This is a genomic window from Hyphomicrobium facile, from assembly GCF_900116175.1.
GTDB classification, from domain to species: Bacteria; Pseudomonadota; Alphaproteobacteria; order Rhizobiales; family Hyphomicrobiaceae; genus Hyphomicrobium_B; species Hyphomicrobium_B facile.
In genome coordinates, this window is sequence record NZ_FPCH01000001.1 from 1,321,596 (window position 1) to 1,341,680 (window position 20,085).

General features: G+C 58.2%; 18 protein-coding genes. 14 read left to right on the forward strand and 4 right to left on the reverse strand.

The annotated features are described in order from the left end of the window. The first annotated feature begins 104 nt into the window (after positions 1–104). Positions 105–2,423: a TonB-dependent receptor plug domain-containing protein gene (locus tag BM399_RS06400; protein ID WP_092865702.1), complete on the forward strand. Its 2,319-nt coding sequence runs from the start codon at positions 105–107 to the stop codon at positions 2,421–2,423. Positions 2,424–2,508: 85 nt separating this feature from the next. Here BM399_RS06400 and BM399_RS06405 read toward each other — a convergent pair whose 3' ends face one another. Continuing rightward, positions 2,509–4,209 (reverse strand): Na/Pi cotransporter family protein, encoded by a 1,701-nt coding sequence (locus BM399_RS06405; protein WP_092865705.1) that lies wholly within the window; start codon positions 4,207–4,209, stop codon positions 2,509–2,511. A 382-nt stretch (positions 4,210–4,591) separates the two neighbouring features. Between BM399_RS06405 and BM399_RS06410 the strand changes: the two genes are divergently transcribed. From BM399_RS06410 to BM399_RS20865, 5 genes are all read left to right on the forward strand, one after another. Then, positions 4,592–4,966: a DUF488 domain-containing protein gene (locus BM399_RS06410; protein WP_092865708.1), complete on the forward strand. Its 375-nt coding sequence runs from the start codon at positions 4,592–4,594 to the stop codon at positions 4,964–4,966. A gap of 116 nt (positions 4,967–5,082) precedes the next feature. Beyond that, positions 5,083–5,748, forward strand: coding sequence for a uracil-DNA glycosylase family protein (locus tag BM399_RS06415; RefSeq protein WP_342028740.1), 666 nt, complete (start codon positions 5,083–5,085; stop codon positions 5,746–5,748). Positions 5,749–6,020: 272 nt separating this feature from the next. After that, the gene (locus BM399_RS06420) at positions 6,021–6,731 is read left to right on the forward strand and encodes a type 1 glutamine amidotransferase domain-containing protein (RefSeq protein WP_092865715.1); all 711 of its coding nucleotides are present in this window, start codon (positions 6,021–6,023) and stop codon (positions 6,729–6,731) included. 320 nt (positions 6,732–7,051) lie between these two features. Beyond that, on the forward strand, positions 7,052–7,672 hold the full coding sequence (locus BM399_RS06425; protein ID WP_092865718.1) for a c-type cytochrome: 621 nt from the start codon (positions 7,052–7,054) through the stop codon (positions 7,670–7,672). Positions 7,673–7,979: 307 nt separating this feature from the next. Next, the gene (locus BM399_RS20865; RefSeq protein WP_143111347.1) at positions 7,980–8,351 is read left to right on the forward strand and encodes a hypothetical protein; all 372 of its coding nucleotides are present in this window, start codon (positions 7,980–7,982) and stop codon (positions 8,349–8,351) included. 74 nt (positions 8,352–8,425) lie between these two features. Here the strand turns inward: BM399_RS20865 and BM399_RS06435 are convergent, their stop codons facing one another. Then, the gene (locus BM399_RS06435; protein WP_177228056.1) at positions 8,426–9,355 is read right to left on the reverse strand and encodes a LysR family transcriptional regulator; all 930 of its coding nucleotides are present in this window, start codon (positions 9,353–9,355) and stop codon (positions 8,426–8,428) included. Positions 9,356–9,448: 93 nt separating this feature from the next. Here BM399_RS06435 and BM399_RS06440 point away from each other — a divergent pair, with 93 nt between their 5' ends. The 5 genes from BM399_RS06440 (at position 9,449) to BM399_RS06460 (ending at position 15,734) form a co-directional block, all read left to right on the forward strand. Continuing rightward, positions 9,449–10,102 (forward strand): SDR family NAD(P)-dependent oxidoreductase, encoded by a 654-nt coding sequence (locus tag BM399_RS06440; protein ID WP_092865724.1) that lies wholly within the window; start codon positions 9,449–9,451, stop codon positions 10,100–10,102. A 223-nt stretch (positions 10,103–10,325) separates the two neighbouring features. Next, the gene (gene gdhA, locus BM399_RS06445; RefSeq protein ID WP_092865727.1) at positions 10,326–11,675 is read left to right on the forward strand and encodes an NADP-specific glutamate dehydrogenase; all 1,350 of its coding nucleotides are present in this window, start codon (positions 10,326–10,328) and stop codon (positions 11,673–11,675) included. Positions 11,676–11,955: 280 nt separating this feature from the next. Beyond that, entirely contained in the window at positions 11,956–12,213 is a 258-nt protein-coding gene (locus tag BM399_RS06450) for an EF-hand domain-containing protein (RefSeq protein WP_092865730.1), read from the forward strand. 471 nt (positions 12,214–12,684) lie between these two features. Continuing rightward, positions 12,685–14,364 (forward strand): globin-coupled sensor protein, encoded by a 1,680-nt coding sequence (locus BM399_RS06455; protein WP_092865732.1) that lies wholly within the window; start codon positions 12,685–12,687, stop codon positions 14,362–14,364. A gap of 317 nt (positions 14,365–14,681) precedes the next feature. Continuing rightward, positions 14,682–15,734, forward strand: a complete 1,053-nt coding sequence (locus BM399_RS06460; RefSeq protein ID WP_092866469.1) for a phenylacetaldoxime dehydratase family protein — start codon at positions 14,682–14,684, stop codon at positions 15,732–15,734. Positions 15,735–15,803: 69 nt separating this feature from the next. Here the strand turns inward: BM399_RS06460 and BM399_RS06465 are convergent, their stop codons facing one another. Further along, complete coding sequence (locus BM399_RS06465) at positions 15,804–16,382, reverse strand: hypothetical protein (RefSeq protein ID WP_092865734.1); 579 nt, start codon at positions 16,380–16,382, stop codon at positions 15,804–15,806. Positions 16,383–16,672: 290 nt separating this feature from the next. On the opposite strand from BM399_RS06465, the gene BM399_RS21095 reads away from it, so the two are divergent. Beyond that, a complete protein-coding gene (locus tag BM399_RS21095; protein WP_177228057.1) occupies positions 16,673–16,831 on the forward strand; it encodes a hypothetical protein in 159 nt (52 codons plus the stop codon). An 82-nt stretch (positions 16,832–16,913) separates the two neighbouring features. On the opposite strand, the gene BM399_RS06475 is transcribed toward BM399_RS21095, so the two are convergent. After that, positions 16,914–17,666, reverse strand: a complete 753-nt coding sequence (locus BM399_RS06475; protein ID WP_092865738.1) for a haloacid dehalogenase-like hydrolase — start codon at positions 17,664–17,666, stop codon at positions 16,914–16,916. A gap of 183 nt (positions 17,667–17,849) precedes the next feature. Between BM399_RS06475 and BM399_RS06480 the strand changes: the two genes are divergently transcribed. Then, a complete protein-coding gene (locus BM399_RS06480) occupies positions 17,850–18,578 on the forward strand; it encodes an HAD family hydrolase (protein ID WP_092865740.1) in 729 nt (242 codons plus the stop codon). A gap of 159 nt (positions 18,579–18,737) precedes the next feature. Then, positions 18,738–20,051 carry an aspartate aminotransferase family protein gene (locus BM399_RS06485; RefSeq protein ID WP_092865742.1) on the forward strand — a complete coding sequence of 438 codons (1,314 nt, stop codon included), beginning with the start codon at positions 18,738–18,740 and terminating at the stop codon, positions 20,049–20,051. The last annotated feature ends 34 nt before the right edge of the window (positions 20,052–20,085 follow it).

The following is a 20,085-nucleotide window of genomic DNA, read 5'->3' on the forward strand; positions in this document are numbered from 1 at the left end:
GTGCCACCGTCATCCTAATGCTTCAATTTTTGGTATACAATGTTGTAAGCTTGTATCCGGCATGATGTTTACCCCTTCAAATTTTTGTCTTGAGGGGAAACGGAATGACTTGGGACGTGCGTGTTCATTCGGCGTGTGCGGCGCTGGCTTTGGCGGGCTCCTTCACGGTTGCGAATGCGCAAGAAGAGGGAACCGCGCTCCCGCCGGTCACCGTCACGGCGACCGACCAAGAAAACCCCGGCAAGAAAGCAGCAAGCAAAAAGGCCAAGGCGTCTCAAAGCGGTTCGTCTTCTTCCTCGCAAGCTCCAGCAACGCAACCAACGGATTCCCAGTCCGCAACTTCGGCCGTTGCTTCCGGCAACGCGGTCAGCAATGCCGCGGTCGACGCGCTCGCGCTCCGTTCCGAGGCTCCGAACGCCACCGTCGTGATCGAGGGCGCGCAACTCCAGCAGTATAACAATTTGAGCATCGGCGACGCTGTGCGCCGGCTTCCGGGGGTGACGTTCCCAGGCGTCAATCGCTCGCGCGATATCAAGTTGCGCGGCATAGGCAAGGAATACACACAGGTCTTGCTCGACGGGCGTCCGCTCCTCGATGGCGATTCCAGCCGCAACATGGAAGTTGATCGCATTCCCGCAACTTTCATTGAGCGGATTGAAATAACGCGCAGCCCGTTGGCCAGCATGCGTTCGGAGGGTGCCGCCGGCACCGTCAACATCATAACGCGCCGCGATTTCGGCCCATCGGGCGGACAGATTACGATTGGCTCCGGCTACGTCGAAGGCAACGGGACGCCCGGCGAATTTTCGGCCTGGAATGGCGGACAAGTCGGTGCTCTCCGCTATTTCATCGGCGGCGGATATCAGCGCCGTCTCGTTCAGGAAAGCTCGAATGAGTTCGTTTTCGGCGCGAACGGGACGACGCCCAGGGGCGGCAGCCTTGTCGACCAGCATCGGAAGTTCGACGAATATACGTTCCTGTCTCGCTTTGAACTCGCTATCGACCCCGCCAACACGATTATTTTCTCACCGACCTATCTACGTACAAACGAATTTCGCGACCAGCACACACTCCGGCTAAACAACGACCAAGCTTCGGCCAATCGCGATACGCATGAAGTTCGTCATCGCATCCGCGAAACATACGGCAGCTATCTTGAATGGCAGCACGCATTCAGCGGGCTGTCGAGCTCGAGCGTCTTCTTCGATTATCAGCGCGGACGCGAGGACACGACGCGTGAATCCACGCAAACGAGCCTGCCGGGCGGCTCGCCCGTCGTGCAGGCGCCGCGCTTTGTACCTATAGAGCTCGAACGCATCGCTTCCGGCGGCTCGGTTACGACGCGCGTCCGCGGCCATGAACTCGAAGCCGGAATTGGCTGGGCGCAGACGCAGCGGGCCGAGAACGAGGTGCGCGGTTTGACCAACGTTCCCCTTCCGGAGCGCAACTACGAGATCAGCGAAGCCATTTATCACGCCTACGTCAGCGATGCGTTTTCGGTTTTTGGTCACGACAAGCTGACGCTCGGCCTCAGGTTCGAATATAGCATTGTCGAAACGATAGATTTTGCGAAGAACAGCTTCGACAACGATGCAGCGGATTTGAATCCGTCCATCCAATACAAGTTAGCGGCAACGCCGAACCTCGACTTCCGGGTCGGTGTCGCCCGGACGCTGCGCCGTCCCGACCTGCGCGATCTCACTCCGACCGTCGTTACCGGAAGCGGAACGATCGCCGATCCGGATCAGCAGGGCAATCCCGACATCTCGCCAGAAAAAATTTGGGGCTTGGATGTCGGCACCGATTTCTTCCTCTTCCAGCGATCGGGGCTCTTGTCGGCCAATTTCTTTGCGCGGTCTTTCGAGGACAAGATCGAGAGAACCCTGGCGCAGGACGGTTCCCGCTGGATCTCAACGCCGCGTAACGCGGGCGACGGCGAACTCTACGGCGTGGAACTCGAAGGCCGGCTGCCGATGCACATGATCGGGCTTCCGGATCTGACGCTCTGGGCCAACGGAACGGCGATGAAGTCGGAACTCACCGATCAGCAGACGGGACAGACGCGTCGCTTTGCGGAGCAACCGGACCTGATCACGAACGTCGGCGCCGACTACTACGTGCGTGCATGGGCGACGACGTTCGGATTGGGCTACAACCGCACTTACGCATATGACCAAAACATTGAGCAGGTGAACGGGACCAGCCAGCATACGAGCTTCTCAAATCTCGATCGCTTGGATGCTTCGGCACGCATCTCGCTCGATGAGAACGTCGTGCTCACTTTGTCGGCCAGTAACCTGCTTCGCGCCGACGATGATCGCACGATAACGACGCGCAATTCTGCCGGGGCGATCACGGCTCGGACTCACAGCATCGAGCCGTCACCTTCGGTCTACTACGCTCGCCTGTCGTACGGCTGGTAAGATCGATTTGATCGCAAACGATGATGCGCTAAAAATTTGCGTACGGTCTTCGGATCGTGCGCAAATTTTGTTTCCGAAGAAGATATCAGTGTCCGCTCGCGGCGGTCTCTGGTTGTGGCCAGGAGGCCGGATCGTCGGGCTCGCCAAGGCCGACGAGATGTGCCGCCGAACGCCAGGCATGATGGGCGATGCGGTTGAGCCGCCGGGCGACTTCGATCCGCGCGAAGGCATCCGCCGCGGTCAATTTTTCCGGCGCGACAGAGGCAAGCATCGCAGCGCGATAGTCCCGCTGACGCGCATCGAGTTCTGTCGCGGCCCTCGCCACTTCAGTGAGCGCCGCGGCAACGTCGGGCGAAACACCCCAGCCGATGGCCTCGGCTCGCGCACTTAGCGCGGTTTCCGATGTGATCGAGCTACCCACCGCCTCTGCCGCGCGCATGGCCTCTCTGCACAGCTCGGCATTGCGAAGGTCATAGGGAGCTTCGGCTAGCTGTTTTCCAAGGCCGCCGTCCGCCAGGACTTCGATGAGGCGCAAGGCGTGATCGAGTGCGTGCAGCGTGCTCGTCATGCGCAGCCGCTCGGCTTCCGTCTCGGGCGGCTCTTGCAATTCAGACAAGAAATCCCGCACCTCTTTGAGCGCAGCACCCGATTTCGCAACGTCCGCCTCAGCGACGCTGGGCCCGCCTGAAAGAGCGGCGGAAACCGAGGCGGCGACTGTCGTGAGGATGTCAGCCACCACGCGCCGGGCGGTCTCGACCGCGATCACCGGATTAGCGAGCGCGTTCGGATCGAGCGCGCGCTGAAGCGCCGTCTGCTTGGACGGCAGGAGCCGCTCCACGACTTCCGTAAACCCCTGCGTTGCCGGAAGGAGTACTGCTACACCCACGACGTTATAGAGAGTGTGGTAGGCGGCAAGGAGCGTCATTCCATCAATCGACGCGGCGAAGGCGTTCATCAGTGCCGCCGTGAACGGAAAGGCCACGATCGCGATGAGCGCCGCGATTACCTTGAACAGCACATAAGCGAGGGCGAGGCGCTTCGCTGTCGTGCTGGCGCCAATGGCAGCCAACGCGGAGCTCGTCGCCGTCCCGATATTCTGACCGATGATCAGCGCCGCGCCCTGTTCCAAGTTCACCGCTCCGGCGTAGAAAGCCGAAAGGGTGACTGCAATGGCAGCCGTCGATGACTGCATCACCGCGGTCATGACCAAGCCGATGGCGATCAGGGTCATGAGGCCGCCGAAGCCCGAAATCCAGCCGACGCCCGGCGCGCCTAGCACCGCGGGCAGATCGGACGGATTCAGGACCTCCGCCAAACCGCTCATCCCTTCTTGGAGGGTCGTCAGGCCGTAGAGTACCAGCGCGAAGCCAGCAACTGCGGCGCCCGCCGCTGCGATCCGCCCGCTGCCAAGCAATTTTGCCAGCGCGCCGGCGAAGATCAGTGGCAACGCATAGGTCGAGAGCGAAACGCGCACGCCGATAAGCGCGACGAGCCAGCCCGTGCCCGTCGTGCCGACGTTGGCGCCGAACACCAGTCCGAGCCCTTGTTGAAATGTCAGGAGGCCGGCGCTAACGAGGCCGATCGTCATCATCGTCACCGCGCTCGATGACTGTACGAGCAGCGTGACGACAGCGCCCCACAAGGCTCCCGACACCGGCGTAGCCGCCGCTTTGCCGAGGACGGTGCGCAAGGCAGATCCCGCCAGCGCCTTCAGACCATCGGTCATAATGGACATGCCGAGGAGAAACAGCCCGACGCCGCCGAGAATGGCAATTGCTGTAGACATGTTCGTCCCGCCTACGCATCGATATGGCGTTCGTCAGAGTTAAACTCTCATAGCCATTAGCCTAGAGCGCCCTTGCGAAATCAAGTGAGCTCCCAAAATGCCCCGTAATTTCGAATTTGTGTGAGTGCTTCGTAAGCCTACGTCCCGAAGCGGAGAATGCAGAACTCGATACGGCGTTAATATCAGTCGCCAGCTTAACGCGACGCCACGACCGTAACGTTCGATGCGAAACGAGCGCTCGGCTGAATGTTCGCGGGCATCCGATAACGTAGCGCAGCCATGGTTCTATTTTCTCGCTCGCTGATCTTCTATAATTAGCAGAGTTTAGTCAGAGATCAAACGCCGCGGCATTGCCGCGCAATCTGCTTCAAGGGAGCGTCTCATGACAGCAAGTTTTCCCGCATCCCATCTGCGCTTGAAACGTGCGTACGAACCGCCGGAGTCTTCCGACGGCGTTCGGATACTCGTCGATCGGCTCTGGCCTCGCGGGGTCAGTAAAGAAAAGGCTTCGCTCGACGAGTGGGAAAAAGACATTGCGCCGAGCACCGAGCTTCGCAAATGGTTCGGCCATGATCCGGAGCGCTGGGCGGAATTTCAACGCCGCTACCGCGCCGAACTTCGAGAGCATGACGATATACTGAAGCGCATTCGTGCGCTCGCCAAGTCGCATACCGTCACGCTCGTTTACAGCGCGCATGACGAGGAACACAATGATGCGGTTGTGCTGAAGGACGTCCTGCTCGGACGGAATACCTAAGTGTTTTCTTTGCGCTATCCAGGTAATGGCAAGTCGAGGTGCCAAGTTCGCAGGCCAGTTGTCTCTCAGATCAACACAGCCTGAGCCTGGCACGCGTTTGCGAGGAAGCCCAGTACGTGTCTGCGTCAACGATCGTCCCAATCGAGAGCCCGCCGTCTCATGCCAACACACTCGACGGGTTGGTGAGGTCTATCCGCGCGTGCCGGGTCTGCCGTGACAATCCCCGCCATGGGAAGCCGTTGGCTCATGAGCCACGACCCATCCTCCAGATTTCGAAGACGGCGCGCATCTGCGTCGTTGGCCAAGCTCCCGGAACGCGCGTCCATAAAAGCGGCCGTCCGTTTGATGATCCATCTGGTGTCAGGTTGAGGCAGTGGCTCGGTATTGATGAGACTGCATTCTACGATTCCTCCAAGATCGCGATCATCGGGATGGGATTTTGCTTTCCGGGGTTGACGCCTGACGGTAGCGACTTGCCGCCCCGCCGGGAGTGCGCGGAGATATGGCGAGCGGCATTGTTCGCGCATTTGCAGAATGTGAAGCTGTTCGTGATTATTGGCGGCTACGCTCAACGATGGCATCTCGGCCGGGAGGCCGCGCGCCAGGGCGTCAATCAGACCGTGCAGCAATGGCGCGATGTTTACGACGCAGATCCGTCATTGCGCAGAATTCCGTTGCCGCATCCATCGTGGCGCAACAACAAATGGCTTGAAAGCAATACGTGGTTCGACACGGATCTGCTTCCGGTGCTGCGAGCAGACGTGCGCCGCCTGCTCAAGTGAATCCGATGTGGGACGGCGACAAGGCTTCTCCGTTTGATTTCATCCGCAGGTCATCGTGCGCAGAGATCGTATTAAATGCGTGCCAAATCCTTTAGGCGGGAGCAGGCGTCGTCGATGTAATTTGGTTGGCAGTAAGATGCTTCGGGACGCCATCTGCCGCCGATACTTTGGTTCTGCCGATGCCTGAGTGCACTTGATTGGGATGTGCAGAGACGCGCCAGAAGCCGTTGCGAAACTATTCATTGCGCTGACCGATCGAGAAGGAGCGACAGATGAAAGTTCTGATGGTGATAACCTCGCATGACACTCTCGGTAATACCGGCCGCAAGACCGGCTTTTGGCTCGAAGAGCTCGCTGCTCCCTATTACGTGTTCAAGGACTCGGGAGCCGAGATTACGCTCGCATCCCCGAAGGGCGGCCGGCCACCGCTTGACCCCAAGAGCAACGAGCCTGAATTCCGAACTGAGTTGACACTCCGGTTCGAGAAGGACGCGGCCGCTGAGGCTCAGCTCGACAAAACGCTTCGTCTTGACAGCGTCAGGCAAGAAGACTTCGACAGCGTTTTCTATCCGGGCGGTCATGGGCCAATGTGGGATCTCGCCGAAGACAAGCACTCGATCAAGTTGATCGAATCCTTCCTTGCCGCCGGCAAACCGATAGGTGTCGTCTGTCATTCCACCGGAGCGCTGCGTCATGTCAAAACGCCGGACGGCAAGGTTCTCGTAGAGGGAAAGGAAGTTACTGGCTTTACCGACGGCGAAGAGGAAGCCGTTGGTCTCACGAAAATCGTGCCCTTCCTGGTCGAAGATGAAATGTTGAAGCTCGGTGCCGTCTTTTCGAAGAAGGCGAACTGGGAGCCTCACGTCGTGACCGACGGCCTACTGACGACGGGACAGAATCCGCATTCCTCGGGCCCGGCGGCCAATGTTCTCCTCGCCCAAATAGCCGAGCACCGCAAGGCACCCGCGGTTGCGAAATCATGATTTGGCCCTTGAGCGGACCACCTGATCCGTGTGCAACCGGCGGACCAGAGTGGCGAGTGTCCTCGCCACTCATCAATTTCAAGTCGAGCTGTTTGTAAACTTCCTCCAAGATATGCAGTGTTCTGAGTAACGCGCCCGAAATTCCCAAAGTTCGCCCTTGCAGAATGCCCGCCATTCCGTTTGATTGCAGTCTAGGATTGGCCAAAGGAAGCTAAGTAGACGACGTCAGAACTCCCACCCCACGACTAGGAATAGCCAGTGCCGCTTGGAGACGTTGTTTCGAGCGACGGTTTTCCGTGCGGAATATTCAGGAGAATTCGATGACAAAGCTCACCACCGGCGCGTTTCTTATCGGCATTTTGGCGATTGGATATTTCACCGTTGTCCAACCCGCTTCCGCAGTCGCCCAATCGTTAGATGAGCTCGCAACGGGTTGCGCGGGTTGCCACGGCGAGAACGGCGTTCCGATCGACAAGACAATTCCGAACATCTGGGGGCAGAACCGCTCCTACCTGCTGACCCAGCTTCTCGATTTCAAACGGGGGCACCGTGTGAATGAGCAGATGAGCCCTATGGTCGAGGCGCTCAGCAAGACGGACATGGAAGCGCTTGCAACGCACTTCTCGAAACTGTCGTGGCCGGATTTGCAGCAACCGCCCGTGCCGGATGATGTAAAGGCCAAGGCCCGTGCGATCCTCAATCCGTTGAATTGCCGGGGCTGTCACCAGGAGCACTATCAGGGCGATATGGTGAGGCCGCGTCTTGCCGGCCAGCAGGACGATTACCTGGTTAAGACGATGACGGATTTCCATACGGGCGACCGCAAGACGTATCTCGGTATGGTCGCCTTGATGAAGTCCATCGATGAAGCGGATATCAAAGCGCTCGGGGCGTATCTGGCCGCTCTGAAGCTGCCCGGCCATATTGATCAGCCCCACTAGTCAACTCGGGCGTCTTCATTCTGACGCGGTTGGTCGCGGCTCCGGGGGAGCGTCGTGATCACTATGGCGTTCGCGTCGGTCGGACACATCGAACCCGATGCGGACGGAGCTTTGTGCTTGTCGCGAAGGTCATCGCGCATTGCTGACGCACGGCCTGCGCGCGCGAAAGGTTGCCGCGACGAGCGAGCTGAAATTGGCCATCTGCGGGGTTGCCAGATGTGACCGTGACAAGTATTGGCCATTCGGGCGCAATCAGGTGGACACAATCGGCCGATAATCCAGCGCCCAGAACTGCAACCGAGGTGACATGATGCGCATTTTTTCGATTGGTCTGACTGCGGCCGCTCTTCTTGTATCGGCGGTATCGGCCGAAGCCCAAAGTCTCCGTCTCGATGACCGGGGCTTTTCTTTCAAGTTCGGTCCGAATGACCGGCAGGGAGACGTCGAAGGAAAGCGGGCCAATTGTGAAGTCTACGCCCGTATCGCGCAGGTTCAAGCAGATGCCAACGACCGTTTTAGATGCGGATTTCGCGGCCCGCGCTGGGATCGCGATTTGAGGCCCCATTTCACGTGGTGCCGGTGGACGCCCCGCCGTGTGGTCGCCGATGAGCAGCGGGGCCGGTCCGAACAACTTCAGGACTGCTTCAACCGTCTCGGCGATTTCGACGGCCGTCGCTGAGCAGCAGATCGCGCAAGGCAATCATTCCGCGCCCCGGGGGGAACTCTCTCCGGGGCGTCATTTACCGGGGGCCGCTATTTGCGCTTACCGGTTCCCCATCCAGCTTTGATGGCTTTAGAAATTTCCTCAACGAACAGCCTCGTTTTGGTCGGCACTAAATGCCCTGGCGGCAAGACTGCATAGACTCCGTCATCGCCGCGTCCGCCCCATCCGGGCAAGACTTCAATGAGTTTTCCGGCACGGATCGCAGGGCCTGCCAGCCAATCGGCCATGTAGGTGATCCCAAGTCCCTCAATCGCTGCCATCAGCACCGCTTCCGAATTGTCCGCAACGAGGGGGCCTGCAGGATGCACCGTCCTACGCTTGCCGTCCTTCATGAGAAGCCAGTCAGGCCAAGCGGCGTGTCCAGAAAATCCTAAGCAATCGTGATTGGCCAAGGCTTCCGGCGTGCGCGGCGTGCCGCGCTTGGTGAGATAGCTTGGGGCGGCCACAATCACATAGCGGTAAGAGGCAATTTTCCGTACCGTGAGCGAGTTGTCGCGCAGTGTGCCCACGCGAATGGCGAGATCAAATCCATCCGCGACGAGATCGACGCGGCGGTCGGAGAAATGAGCGTCGATCCGAATTTGCGGGTGTTGCTTCAGAAACGCCGGAAGGAGAGGCGCGATCCATTGGCGGCCAAATGTAACGGGCAGAGAGATCCTCAAGACGCCTTGCGGCCTAGTGGCAATGTCACTTGCTTCCCGGTTCGCCTGAGCGAGTTCGTCCAAGATGACCTGAATGCGTCTGTAGTAGAGTTTGCCGGCTTCGGTGAGCGTCACCCGTCTCGTCGTGCGGGACATCAAGCGGACGCCCAGTTGCTCCTCGAGCTGACTGAGCCGCCGCGAAATGACGGACGCATCACGATCGAGCTTGCGTGCAGCCGTCGTGAAGCTCCCTGTTTCCGCCACGGCCGCGAAAGCTTCCAGCTGTTCCAGCCCCGGCGGCTCGCGACTTTCCTGCATGGTATGCAACAATTAAATGCGTTGGAGCCTGATTATTTCGCTCGCGTTTTGGGGTTATCTCAGCATCATCAAAAATTCCAGGAGTTTATTGCGATGAAAACTTTCCTCAGCATCGGAGCCGGTCCAGGCATGGGCTTCGCAACAGCCGAACGGTTCGCCAAGGAGGGATTTCGGGTTGTCTTGAGCGGCAGGAACAAGGCCAAGGCGGAAGAGCTTGCAACCCAGCTGAAAGCCAACGGCTATGACGCCGATGCTCGCTCGGTAGATGCAAGCGATCCGGCGAGCGTTGTCTCTCTGATTGCGCAGATGGAGAAGGAATTTGGCGCGATCGATGTTCTTCACTACAACGCCGCTTCCATGCGCAAGGCGACGATCGCCGAACAGCCGCTCGACTCGTTCAATAGCGATTTGGCCGTGAACGTTGGAGGAGCGCTCGTTGCGGCTCAAGCTGTTGCGGCGAAAATGGGCGAGCGGGGTTCAGGATCAATTCTCCTGACCGGCGGCGGCTTTGCGCTGGAGCCGAGCCCCGAATATCTGTCGCTCAGCATCGGCAAAGCAGGGATTCGCGCGCTGGCGCTCGGGTTGTTCGAGAACTTGAAGGCGAAGGGCGTCCACGTTGCAACCGTCACCGTTGCAGCATTCGTCAATCCGGGATCGAAGGACGCGCAGGCCGTGGCGGAAGAGTTCTGGAAGCTTCACAGCCAGCCAAAAGGGGCGTGGACAGTGGAGGCAATATACAAGGGTTGATCGATGATCTGACCCACAAATTTCATCCTCGTGCCGGTGGTGACGTCATGTCTGCCATACAAATTTCGGAACCTAGCGCGACGGAATGTTAAACCCCTTCGGCCTTTTCTTCGATGACTTTCGGCATTTCGGGATATATGACGCGCTCGGACGTGAACCGAGGCCCCGTGAGCCCGTTGTTCTGTCCATCTCCCGAAATGCAGGCGCGAAAGAAAAATAAGAAATGCTCGACGAAAAGCTTGAACCGATTTTTGCTGATGTTCTGCGCCGCAATCCTGGCGAGGACGAATTTCACCAGGCAGTACGCGAGGTTCTGGATAGCCTCGGTGCGGTGATCGCCAAACATCCCGATTATGCCGAAGGGGCGCTGATCGAGCGCATTTGCGAGCCGGAGCGGCAAATCATCTTCCGGGTGCCTTGGGTCGACGACAAGGGGCAAGTGCAGATCAATCGCGGCTTTCGCGTCCAGTTCAACTCGGCGCTCGGCCCGTTCAAAGGCGGCTTGCGCTTCCATCCGAGCGTGTTGCTCGGCACGGTCAAATTCCTCGGCTTCGAGCAGGTCTTCAAGAACGCGCTCACCGGAATGCCTATCGGCGGCGGCAAGGGCGGCTCGGACTTCGATCCCAAGGGACGCTCCGAGCATGAGATCATGCGCTTTTGTCAGTCGTTCATGACGGAGCTCTCGCGCCATCTCGGAGAATACACGGACGTTCCGGCCGGCGACATCGGCGTCGGTCAGCGTGAGATCGGCTACATGTTCGGCCAGTACAAGCGGATAACCAACCGCTACGAGTCGGGCGTTCTCACGGGCAAGGGCCTGACGTGGGGCGGATCGCGGGTGCGCACAGAAGCGACGGGATACGGCGCCGTCTATTTCGTCGAGCGCATGCTCGGCACGCGCAAACAAAGTTTCGACGGCAAGAAGGTTATCGTCTCCGGCGCGGGCAACGTTGCCATCTACACGATCGAAAAGGTGAGCAAGCTCGGCGGCCGTGTGATCGCGTGCTCGGATTCCCACGGTTACGTGGTCGAGAATAGCGGCTCGGGTATCGATCTCGACCTGCTCAAGGAAATCAAGGAGAAGAAGCGGGGCCGCGTTGCCGATTACGCCGCGGCGCGCGGCGCTGGGGTGACATACGTTCCGGGTGGGCAGATCTGGGATGTTCCGGCGGACATTGCGATGCCTTCTGCAACTCAGAACGAGCTGACAGCGCATGACGCGCGGACGCTCGTGAAGAACGGGGTGATCGCTGTTGGAGAAGGCGCCAACATGCCCTGCACACCGGAAGCCGTCCGCGTGTTCATGGAGGGGAACGTGCTGTTTGCGCCCGGCAAGGCGGCGAATGCCGGCGGCGTCGCGACGAGTGCGCTTGAGATGCAGCAAAATGCATCGCGCGATTCCTGGACATTCGAAGCGACTGAACAGCGCCTCGCCAACATTATGAACGGCATCCATGACCGCTGCGCGGAAGTGGCGGATGTCTACGGCTCGCCTGGAAACTACGTTCTCGGTGCGAACGTCACCGGCTTCATCAGGGTCGCGGAGGCAATGCGCGCCCTTGGCGTCGTGTAAGGCCAGCGCTGAAGGCGGATGCAACACACTATAGATCGCTCCGGGCGCTTTGTGCGTCCGGAGCTGCGAAGGCTTCCCCGATGCCGTTCGGGTCATGAATCGACGCGCAATCGCTGCCGATACTGAGCACCTAGAATTTAATCTAATTCGTTCGTCTCATTCTTTGAAACTGGCAATCACAATCCGACAACGCTAATGCGCGACGTCCGTTCGCGGCATCTAGTTGGAAGACGTGCGCCCAGGCATTTGAGGCGCACTCATCTAGGTAGGAGAGTTCCATATGGGAAAATCCCTCATCGTTTGGTTCTTGGTCGTGCTGTCCTGCACTGCCGGCGCGGTGGTGCGGGCGGAAGCGCAGACACCGTTGGGTGAAGTCGAGTGCGCTGACGTCTGGAAGAAAGCCGGCGGGCATGACCTTAGCCCGGACCAGGCGAAGCCGTTCATCAAGGACTTCGTGCAGCTCGACACCGACAAAAACGGCGCGATCAATTGGGAGGAGTTCAAGGCTGGGTGCGCGAACGGCTTGGTGCACAAATAACGTCGTAGGATGGCGTTAAGCGCTTTTGTCCGATCGGCGCGTGGAAAGCTCGCGTCGATCGTTTTTTATCTGGTTGCCTTAGATATACGCATGGCGACGTCGTGCTGAGGGAAGGCGTCGCGTCTCGGTTCGCTTCACGTAATGCAGGCGGCGCATTCTGTGGTTCCCGCAGCGCATGAGACATTGATCTGCATCAAATGGAAGGCATCGCTCATCGCTTCTCCTTAGCAATTGCCGAACTGAGTGCGAACCCGAGCATGCTCTTGCGGACGCCACTGTCGGCGCGACGTAAAAATGTGCGGAGCGCGCAGTTCCTGCGCAGATGCCGATCGTGAGTGACAGAGATCAATTTTTCCATATGCGAATGAATAATTCCATCATCCGTGGGTTATAGAACCCGACGACGCGATTCGTTTTCTGTTCGCGGTGCATGGGGCCGATAGCGCCTGGGTTGGGATACAAGGCACAACGATGGAAAATGAAACGCGCAACGCTACACTGAATGACCGCCTCGCCTTCATCGGGCTCGATAGCGATCAATGCGCGAGCATCCGCAGCATCAAAAACATTGTCGACGGAGAGCTTCCGGTTGCCCTGGATCAGTTCTATCGCACCATTCAAGAAACGCCCGAAACTCGCAAATTCTTCAAGAATTCTGCGCATATGAATGCCGCGAAGAGCGCGCAGATCGCCCATTGGGAGTCTATAACCGCGGCACGATTCGATGAGCAGTATTTCACCAATGTCCGGAGGGTCGGCGAGGCCCATGCGCGTATCGGCCTTGAACCGCGGTGGTACATCGGGGGCTATGCGATTGTCGTTCAGCACCTCATCAAATCCATTCTGAACGATACGTGGCAAAAGGGCTTCTCGTTCGGGCGCCAAAGGAAGGGACCTGAAGAAATCGGCCAATGCCTTGGAGCGTTGGTGAAGGCCATGATGCTGGATATGGATCTCTCGATTTCCGTTTACGTGGAAGCTGCGGAAGCCGCGCGATTGAAGCTCGAAAGGGAGATGGCACTCGAAGAAGAACGCAAGCGCGATGAGGAAGCGCAACGGGAAGCCGAGAGAAAAGCTCAAGAGGAAACGGCCAACAGCGAGCGCACGGCGGTCCTGACCGCCATGAGCACGGCGATTGCGAAGCTCGCCAAAAAAGATTTGACCTCACGGATGAAGCACGACCTTCCTGTCGCCTATCAGGGTGTGCAACGTGAGTTTGACTCCGCCGTGGAGCAGTTCGAAACCGCGCTCCAACACGTCGCGACAAGCGCCGATGCGATGGTGTCCGGCACCAAGGAGATTTCCTCGGCGGCCGATGATCTGTCGCGGCGCACCGAGCAGCAGGCGGCAAGCCTCGAAGAAACCGCCGCTGCGCTGGCGGAGATCACCACGACAGTGACGAAAACCGCGAGCGAATCCGCTCAAGCACGCGATGTGGCAGCGACGGCTAAAGGCGCTGCGGAAGCAAGCCGAAAAGTCGTTCGCGAGGCAGTGGACGCGATGGCCGATATCGAAAATTCCTCGAAGGAAATCGCGAAAATCATCGGCGTCATCGACGAAATTGCTTTTCAGACAAACCTGTTGGCTCTCAACGCGGGCGTCGAGGCCGCGCGCGCTGGCGATGCTGGGCGGGGGTTCGCGGTCGTGGCGTCGGAAGTGCGGGCGCTGGCGCAACGCTCCGCAGAAGCGGCGAAGCAAATCAAGTCGCTGATCTCTCGCTCGAGCGAGCAAGTGGAGCACGGCGTACGCTTCGTTTCCGACAGCGGCGCGACGCTCGAACAAATCATTTCGCACGTGACGAGCATCAACGAGATGATCTTGTCCATTGCCCACGCCGCCGAAGAACAGGCAACGGGCCTGGCGCAGGTCAACATCGCGATCAACGATCTCGATCAGACCACGCAACAGAATGCCGCCATGGTGGAGGAGACGACAGCTGCCTGTCACAGTCTCGGCCAGGAGACCGGCCAGCTCTCGCGCCTCGTCAGCGAGTTCAAGCTCGGGGCAAGCGGCGTTGCGTCGCTTCGTAAGACCGCGGATCGCATGGCTTCGAAGATCACGCCGAGGCTGCTGCAATCGTCCGGCAAAAAGAGCGGGTCGTCCTTGCGGGCTGCCTCCGCTCAGGAAAAGCCAGAGTGGGAAGAATTCTGAGAACGATGCACGCAGGTCTGCGTCATTGGTTTCAGCCAGTTGCGTGACCTCTGTCGGACGATCTCTTCCTAATCGCGAAGTTCTCGTCGGGGGCCGGGCATCGTGCCCGGCCGATGCGGGCACCGTGCTCTGGCGCCTCCCATATGCTTAGGCAATTTTCCTTCGAGGGTCATCGGTAGGTATCGGGCGTGCCGGCGTGAGTTGGCATTCCTCAATGACGCCTTCGACCGACAATCGGACGCTTTGGTGGGATATACGATATAGTTCGCATGCTATATCGATATCTGCGTTACCATAAAAAAAGCCGGGAGGAAAAAATGCCTTTAGACTCTTCGATTCCGAGCCATCTGAGATGTCCGCGCACGCGAACGCGCCGGGTCAGCGACAGCTGGAATCCCCCAGTCCCGATGTATTCGGCGCGCGGTGAGGAATCCGTTCAGAACCTCGTCATGGCTTACCTCGGCGTGCAGTCCAAAGGCGACGAGATGAAAGGGCGCGCGTGCGCGGCGTTTCAGAATATCCTGCAGAGCTTCAAACAACCTGACGGGCCGGGCCGGCACGATCTCGTTCAGTTCGTCGATGCTGAGGGCTATCTGAATTTGATCGCCGTCGCATATTGGATCGACCCGACGACCTACGATAAGTGGAACGAGAGCCCGGCCATCTCACATTGGTGGGCTTCCGAAGATCGTCTCAAGGAAGGTGTCGGCTATTTTCGCGAAGTGCTCCGCCCGCGCATGGAGCAGTTCGAGACCATCTTCACGCATGAGCACGGGCCGCTCGAAGGCGTCAGCATTTTGCTGGGTGGGATGAGCGAACCTATCATCGAGCACGGTTATTGGGGATCGATGCGCGATCGTTTGCCGTTGTCGCAGACCGATACCTTGGACCCCTCGGGCACCCTCACTTTGAAGGAAGGAACGCCGGCTCTCGGCGGCCGTGTCATCGTGGGCGGGCATCAGAACGTGGCGCTCATCCGCTCGGGCGAGGATTGGAGTTTGACGGAAGGCGAAGAGCGGCGCACTTGGTTCGAAGACATCGAGCCCGTGCTTCACGAAGGTATGAATTACCTGCGCGACGACGGCCTCGAATCCGGCTGCTATTGCAACCGCTATCTCCATCACATGGACGAGAACGGCAATCTCTTGGAGAAGGGCTTTGGATACAGCCTTTGGCGTTCAATCACCAATCTCGAGCAGTGGGCGGAATCGCACCATACCCATCTGCAGATATTTGTGACGTTCAACCGCCTCGCCAAGAAATTCAAGAACCTCACGCTCTATCACGAGGTCTCGGTATTCGACGCGGCAAACCAGTATTACGAATACATCAACTGCCATCCGAAGACCGGATTGTTGCGCGCCGTATGACGGCTGGGCCGGTGGCTCTGGAAAGCGTCACCGGCCTCGACCTGTGGGGGAGTTGAATTCGAAAGATACTCAGCGATAGGGCGCAACCTGGGAGGGTTGGCGCAACGACGTTTCAGCAGGCTTAAGCTGAACATTCGCTCCACTCAGGCGTCGATAGAGGTCGCGCCGTTTGGCAATCGGCCACCAATCGTACAAGAAAATTTCGAGTGGCTTCCAGTTCGCAACCCAGCCGAGGATGTACAGATTTTCCCTTAGGTAAATGCTGATGTTGCCTGTTCCGAGAGCCCTCGGAATGACCTGCGCACCAAGAATACAAAGTGCGAGCACCGCCGCGCCGATCAGCGCTGACTTCCGGCCAATACTAAAAAGTTGCTTGAGTTCGCGAGCAGTCACTCCAGCTCGATATTCAAAGTACCGGTGAAATGATTCATTGAGTTCCTTCGCATGCTCGCTTCTGAGCTCGCTTGCGGGTACGTGGATGACGATCCGGATTGGCTTGTCGTGGGGAAGCTCACGAGCCCAACTCACGATGTATTCTTCTGCATGACGATCGAGGTCCCGCTCGCGAAAAGGGAACGGGTCAAGTGAATCGAAAAGCTGCGAGATTTTATCAACCCGGATTTCGATGCTCTCGTCTTGATCGCCCATGATGGCACGTCTCTCTGTTCGAATAGGACCCGCGTGCGATCGATTGAAGCTTTTTGCTACAACTTTCCGGCTGCGACGCGGATAGCGGTCCTTGCTCCGAATTTTGTCGATGGAGGCGAGGCGAAAAATATTCGAGCATCATTGCAAGATGCTGCTGCCTGGCCTTTGAGCGTTCTCTCGTTAGTCCTGAAGCTGCTTCAGTTCGGCGGACCTTGGCATTGCATCAAAGAGCCAGCGAGACGTTCGCTTCATTTCTTAAATAATGAAGATTAGATGCTTGAGCCGCGAGGGTGTCAAGACAGCGGTTCATCAACCGGGATATCGAGGACCGCGGCAACACACCTGATATCGTCGATACGACGATGCTCGCGCGCGGCAAGAAGAAATGCGATTGGTACGAATGCCGAATTAGTGCGATGCCTCCGACGGTGTTTTCGGAGGCAAAATAGTAGACACGTTGATCCAACTGGCCCTGCTTCCTGCAAGATGCGGCGTCGCCCCCGCACGCCGCATAACAGCTTGCCGGGTTTGCTACCCGGGCGCGACGGCATTGTGCGCGCTAACGACCGATCCAAATATATGGTCGATAATCCCGGAATCGTCTGGAAAAAGATACGTTGGATTCAATTCATTTAATTCCGCATTCTTATTCAAGTTCTGGATATCGTCTGGAGACTCTATGACGTAAAAGCGATCATTCGCGGCTCTTAGTAGTGGAATATCCGCGAATGAATTGCCGAATGCCATGGATATCGAATAATCCGTTTTCAGAATTTCGATGGCGGCTTCCTTCTCCGATACGTTGCCGAAATTCCGCACGACGCGTTTCGTATGGATGCCTTGAACGTTCTGCTCGATTTGCAACGCCAGAACACGATCTGCGTAGATCCGCGGCGCAAATGCTTCGAGGACCTCGATTGGACTTCCGCTGACCACGATGATGGTCATGCCCATCTCTGAGAGACGCGCGGTGGTGTCTTGGACAAATGAGAAAAGACCATTGTCCTGCTTGGCGAATTGGATCGCAACCTCGCGCACATCGTCCGCCTTCTGTCCTTCCAAGGTCGCTGCATAGGCGTCGGCGATGTCATCGATCAAGCCGCCGTAGGAAATGCGCTCTGCGTGAAAATCTTCGAAAATGTCCGTTACGCGTTTTTGATGGATGGCCGGCAGGTTCAATTCGCGAGTGAGAAATGGCATCCAGTCGAGGAACATGTACCCTTTCCGCAGCGTGCCATCCCAATCGACAAGACATACGCGCGGTTTTTCGTCTTTGTATTCCATTTTTGGATCTTTCTCTCTTTGAGCGTGGGCGCAGTTGTCCGTTACGCGGCGAGCGTCGCGTCAATAAGAAGCGCCAATAAGATTTCAATGGTTTTGTTGATGTGGGCCACTCGCTATATGCAAATTAGCGATTTATAACGCCACGATCATTGAACCTCACGATAGGGCGCGGTGGAACAGTCGATGAACCAGATCAAAGGTCTCCTTTTCGATAAAGACGGCACAATTCTGGATTTCTACAAGACGTGGATTCCCATCAACCGGAGCACGGTGCTGGAGGCTGCGGGTGGAGACGTAGAGCTCGCCGCGAAGCTGCTCCGGGCAAGTGGTCATGATCCGGATACCGATATCGTCGCGCCAGGAGCCGTTCTGATTGGAGCTGATGTCGCCGAGCTCGCCGTATTTTTTGCCGATTTTCTGAAAGAACGGGCGCCGGCGAATTTGGTCGAGATCATTGCGAAGAATTTTCGCGAAGGCGGCGCCAAGCACGCGACGTTGATCGACGGCGCGACCGAGGAAATCGCAAGGTTGGGTTCTTCGGGATACCGGTTAGGGCTCGCGACGAATGATACGTTCGATGGCCTGGAAGCGTCGCTCGGGCGCTTCGAGAACTTGCTCGACATGTTCGAATTTCGCGTCGGATGCGATAGCGGCCACGGTGCGAAGCCCGAGCCGGGAATGGGATTGGCGTTCGCTGAAATGACCGGCCTCCATCCGTCTGCCTGCGCGATAATCGGAGATTCAACACACGATCTCGAGATGGGCCGACGCGCGGGCTTTGGGCTTTGTATCGGTGTTCTGACTGGTCCGTCCCGGCGCGTCGACCTTGAGCCGCATGCGGATATCGTGATCGATAGCATCCTCGATCTCACCAAGGTCCTCGGGGAACGCGGCGCGGGGACGCCTGCATGAGACGATCGCCCTCGTAAAAGTGTTGTACTCGTCGCAGAAAATGTTGCAATCTCCAAATTCATGACCGTGGCCGGTCCTAGGTAGCGGGGACCGGCTGTCGGGAGCGCCGCCCCGCGCCGGGAATATGACCGGCGCAGGGGCGAAATTTTGGAGGATCGAATGCCGGACGGTGCGCAAAAGACAGTCCAGATTCTGGAGCTCAATGCGTACGGTGGCGATCCGCAAAGTAGAGAGCAAAGCCCGCTTCTGAAGCGCAGGCTTCGGAATGCCGGCGCGTCGTCCGTGCTGTTCTATCGCGAGCCCATAGAGATGGTCTCGGGGAGCGGTGCGTGGATGGTGGCCGCGAACGGCAAGCGCTATTTGGATTTTTACAACAATGTCCCGTCAGTCGGGCATTGTCATCCTCACGTGGTTGCAGCCGTGGCGGATCAGATGGCCCGGCTCAATATCAACACGCGCTATTTAAATGCGCGTGTCGATGACTACCTCGACCGGCTGAAGTCGACATTTCCATCGGCGCTCTCGAACGTGGTCCTCACATGCAGCGGCAGCGAGGCGAACGATATCGCGATGCGTGTCGCAATCGCGGCCACGGAGAAACGAGGCTTCATCGTTGCCGAGAATGCCTATCACGGCAACACCGCGTGGGTGACGGAGATCTCGCCGGCCGCTCTGAAGAAACGCACGTTGCCGGATCATGTCATAGCAATTCCGGCTCCCGCTTCGGGACCGCTTGCCGGGAAAAACTTTGCTGCAAGCGTGGAGCGCGCGATTTCCGAGTTGACGGCGCGCGGGCACGGACTTGCGGCATTGATCTGTGACTCGATTTTTTCGAGCGACGGAATTTTTGCAGATCCTGCGGGCTTCTTGAAGGAGGCAGTCGAGAAGACGCGGGAGGCGGGCGGTCTCTACATTGCGGATGAAGTTCAGCCGGGCTTTGCGCGCAGCGGTGATTCGTTCTGGGGCTTCGGCCGCCACGGCGTTGAGCCCGACATCGTCACGATGGGGAAACCGATCGGAAACGGTTTTCCAATGGCTGGCATGGCGACGCGCCCTGATCTGCTCGAACGCTTCTGCCGTGAGGTCGGTTACTTCAACACGTTTGGCGGCAACCCTGTCGCCGCTGCCGCAGGGATGGCTGTTCTAGAGGTCATCGAATCCGAGGGACTTCAAGAAAACGCCCGGAAAATCGGCGGATATCTGAAGAGCAGGCTCGAGGACGTCGAGCGAACGACATCCGGTATCGGCGAGGTTCGCGGCGCGGGTCTTTTTGTTGGCGTCGATATCTGCAGCGATGGTCGCCCGGATGCGAAGAAGACTTCGGACGTGATCAATAAGCTCAAGGACAAGGGCATATTGGTCGGTGCGGCCGGCCTGTTCGCCAATACGCTGAAATTGCGGCCGCCGTTGTGTCTGACCCAAAGCGAGGCCGACATCTTCGCGGACGCGTTGCGGGATGCTCTTTCGACCTGAGCCGAGGAGCAATACCGTTCGCGTTCTGGGGCGA

Coding starts and splice junctions, on each gene's coding strand:
- BM399_RS06460 (WP_092866469.1), top strand. CDS start 14,682: ATGCCTTTAGACTCTTCGATTCCGAGCCATCTGAGATGTCCGCGCACG.
- BM399_RS06440 (WP_092865724.1), top strand. CDS start 9,449: ATGAAAACTTTCCTCAGCATCGGAGCCGGTCCAGGCATGGGCTTCGCA.
- BM399_RS06450 (WP_092865730.1), top strand. CDS start 11,956: ATGGGAAAATCCCTCATCGTTTGGTTCTTGGTCGTGCTGTCCTGCACT.
- BM399_RS06420 (WP_092865715.1), top strand. CDS start 6,021: ATGAAAGTTCTGATGGTGATAACCTCGCATGACACTCTCGGTAATACC.
- BM399_RS06465 (WP_092865734.1), bottom strand. CDS start 16,382: ATGGGCGATCAAGACGAGAGCATCGAAATCCGGGTTGATAAAATCTCG.
- BM399_RS06485 (WP_092865742.1), top strand. CDS start 18,738: ATGCCGGACGGTGCGCAAAAGACAGTCCAGATTCTGGAGCTCAATGCG.
- BM399_RS06400 (WP_092865702.1), top strand. CDS start 105: ATGACTTGGGACGTGCGTGTTCATTCGGCGTGTGCGGCGCTGGCTTTG.
- BM399_RS06405 (WP_092865705.1), bottom strand. CDS start 4,209: ATGTCTACAGCAATTGCCATTCTCGGCGGCGTCGGGCTGTTTCTCCTC.
- BM399_RS06425 (WP_092865718.1), top strand. CDS start 7,052: ATGACAAAGCTCACCACCGGCGCGTTTCTTATCGGCATTTTGGCGATT.
- BM399_RS06480 (WP_092865740.1), top strand. CDS start 17,850: ATGAACCAGATCAAAGGTCTCCTTTTCGATAAAGACGGCACAATTCTG.
- gdhA (WP_092865727.1), top strand. CDS start 10,326: ATGCTCGACGAAAAGCTTGAACCGATTTTTGCTGATGTTCTGCGCCGC.
- BM399_RS20865 (WP_143111347.1), top strand. CDS start 7,980: ATGATGCGCATTTTTTCGATTGGTCTGACTGCGGCCGCTCTTCTTGTA.
- BM399_RS06475 (WP_092865738.1), bottom strand. CDS start 17,666: ATGGAATACAAAGACGAAAAACCGCGCGTATGTCTTGTCGATTGGGAT.
- BM399_RS06455 (WP_092865732.1), top strand. CDS start 12,685: ATGGAAAATGAAACGCGCAACGCTACACTGAATGACCGCCTCGCCTTC.
- BM399_RS06410 (WP_092865708.1), top strand. CDS start 4,592: ATGACAGCAAGTTTTCCCGCATCCCATCTGCGCTTGAAACGTGCGTAC.
- BM399_RS06435 (WP_177228056.1), bottom strand. CDS start 9,355: ATGCAGGAAAGTCGCGAGCCGCCGGGGCTGGAACAGCTGGAAGCTTTC.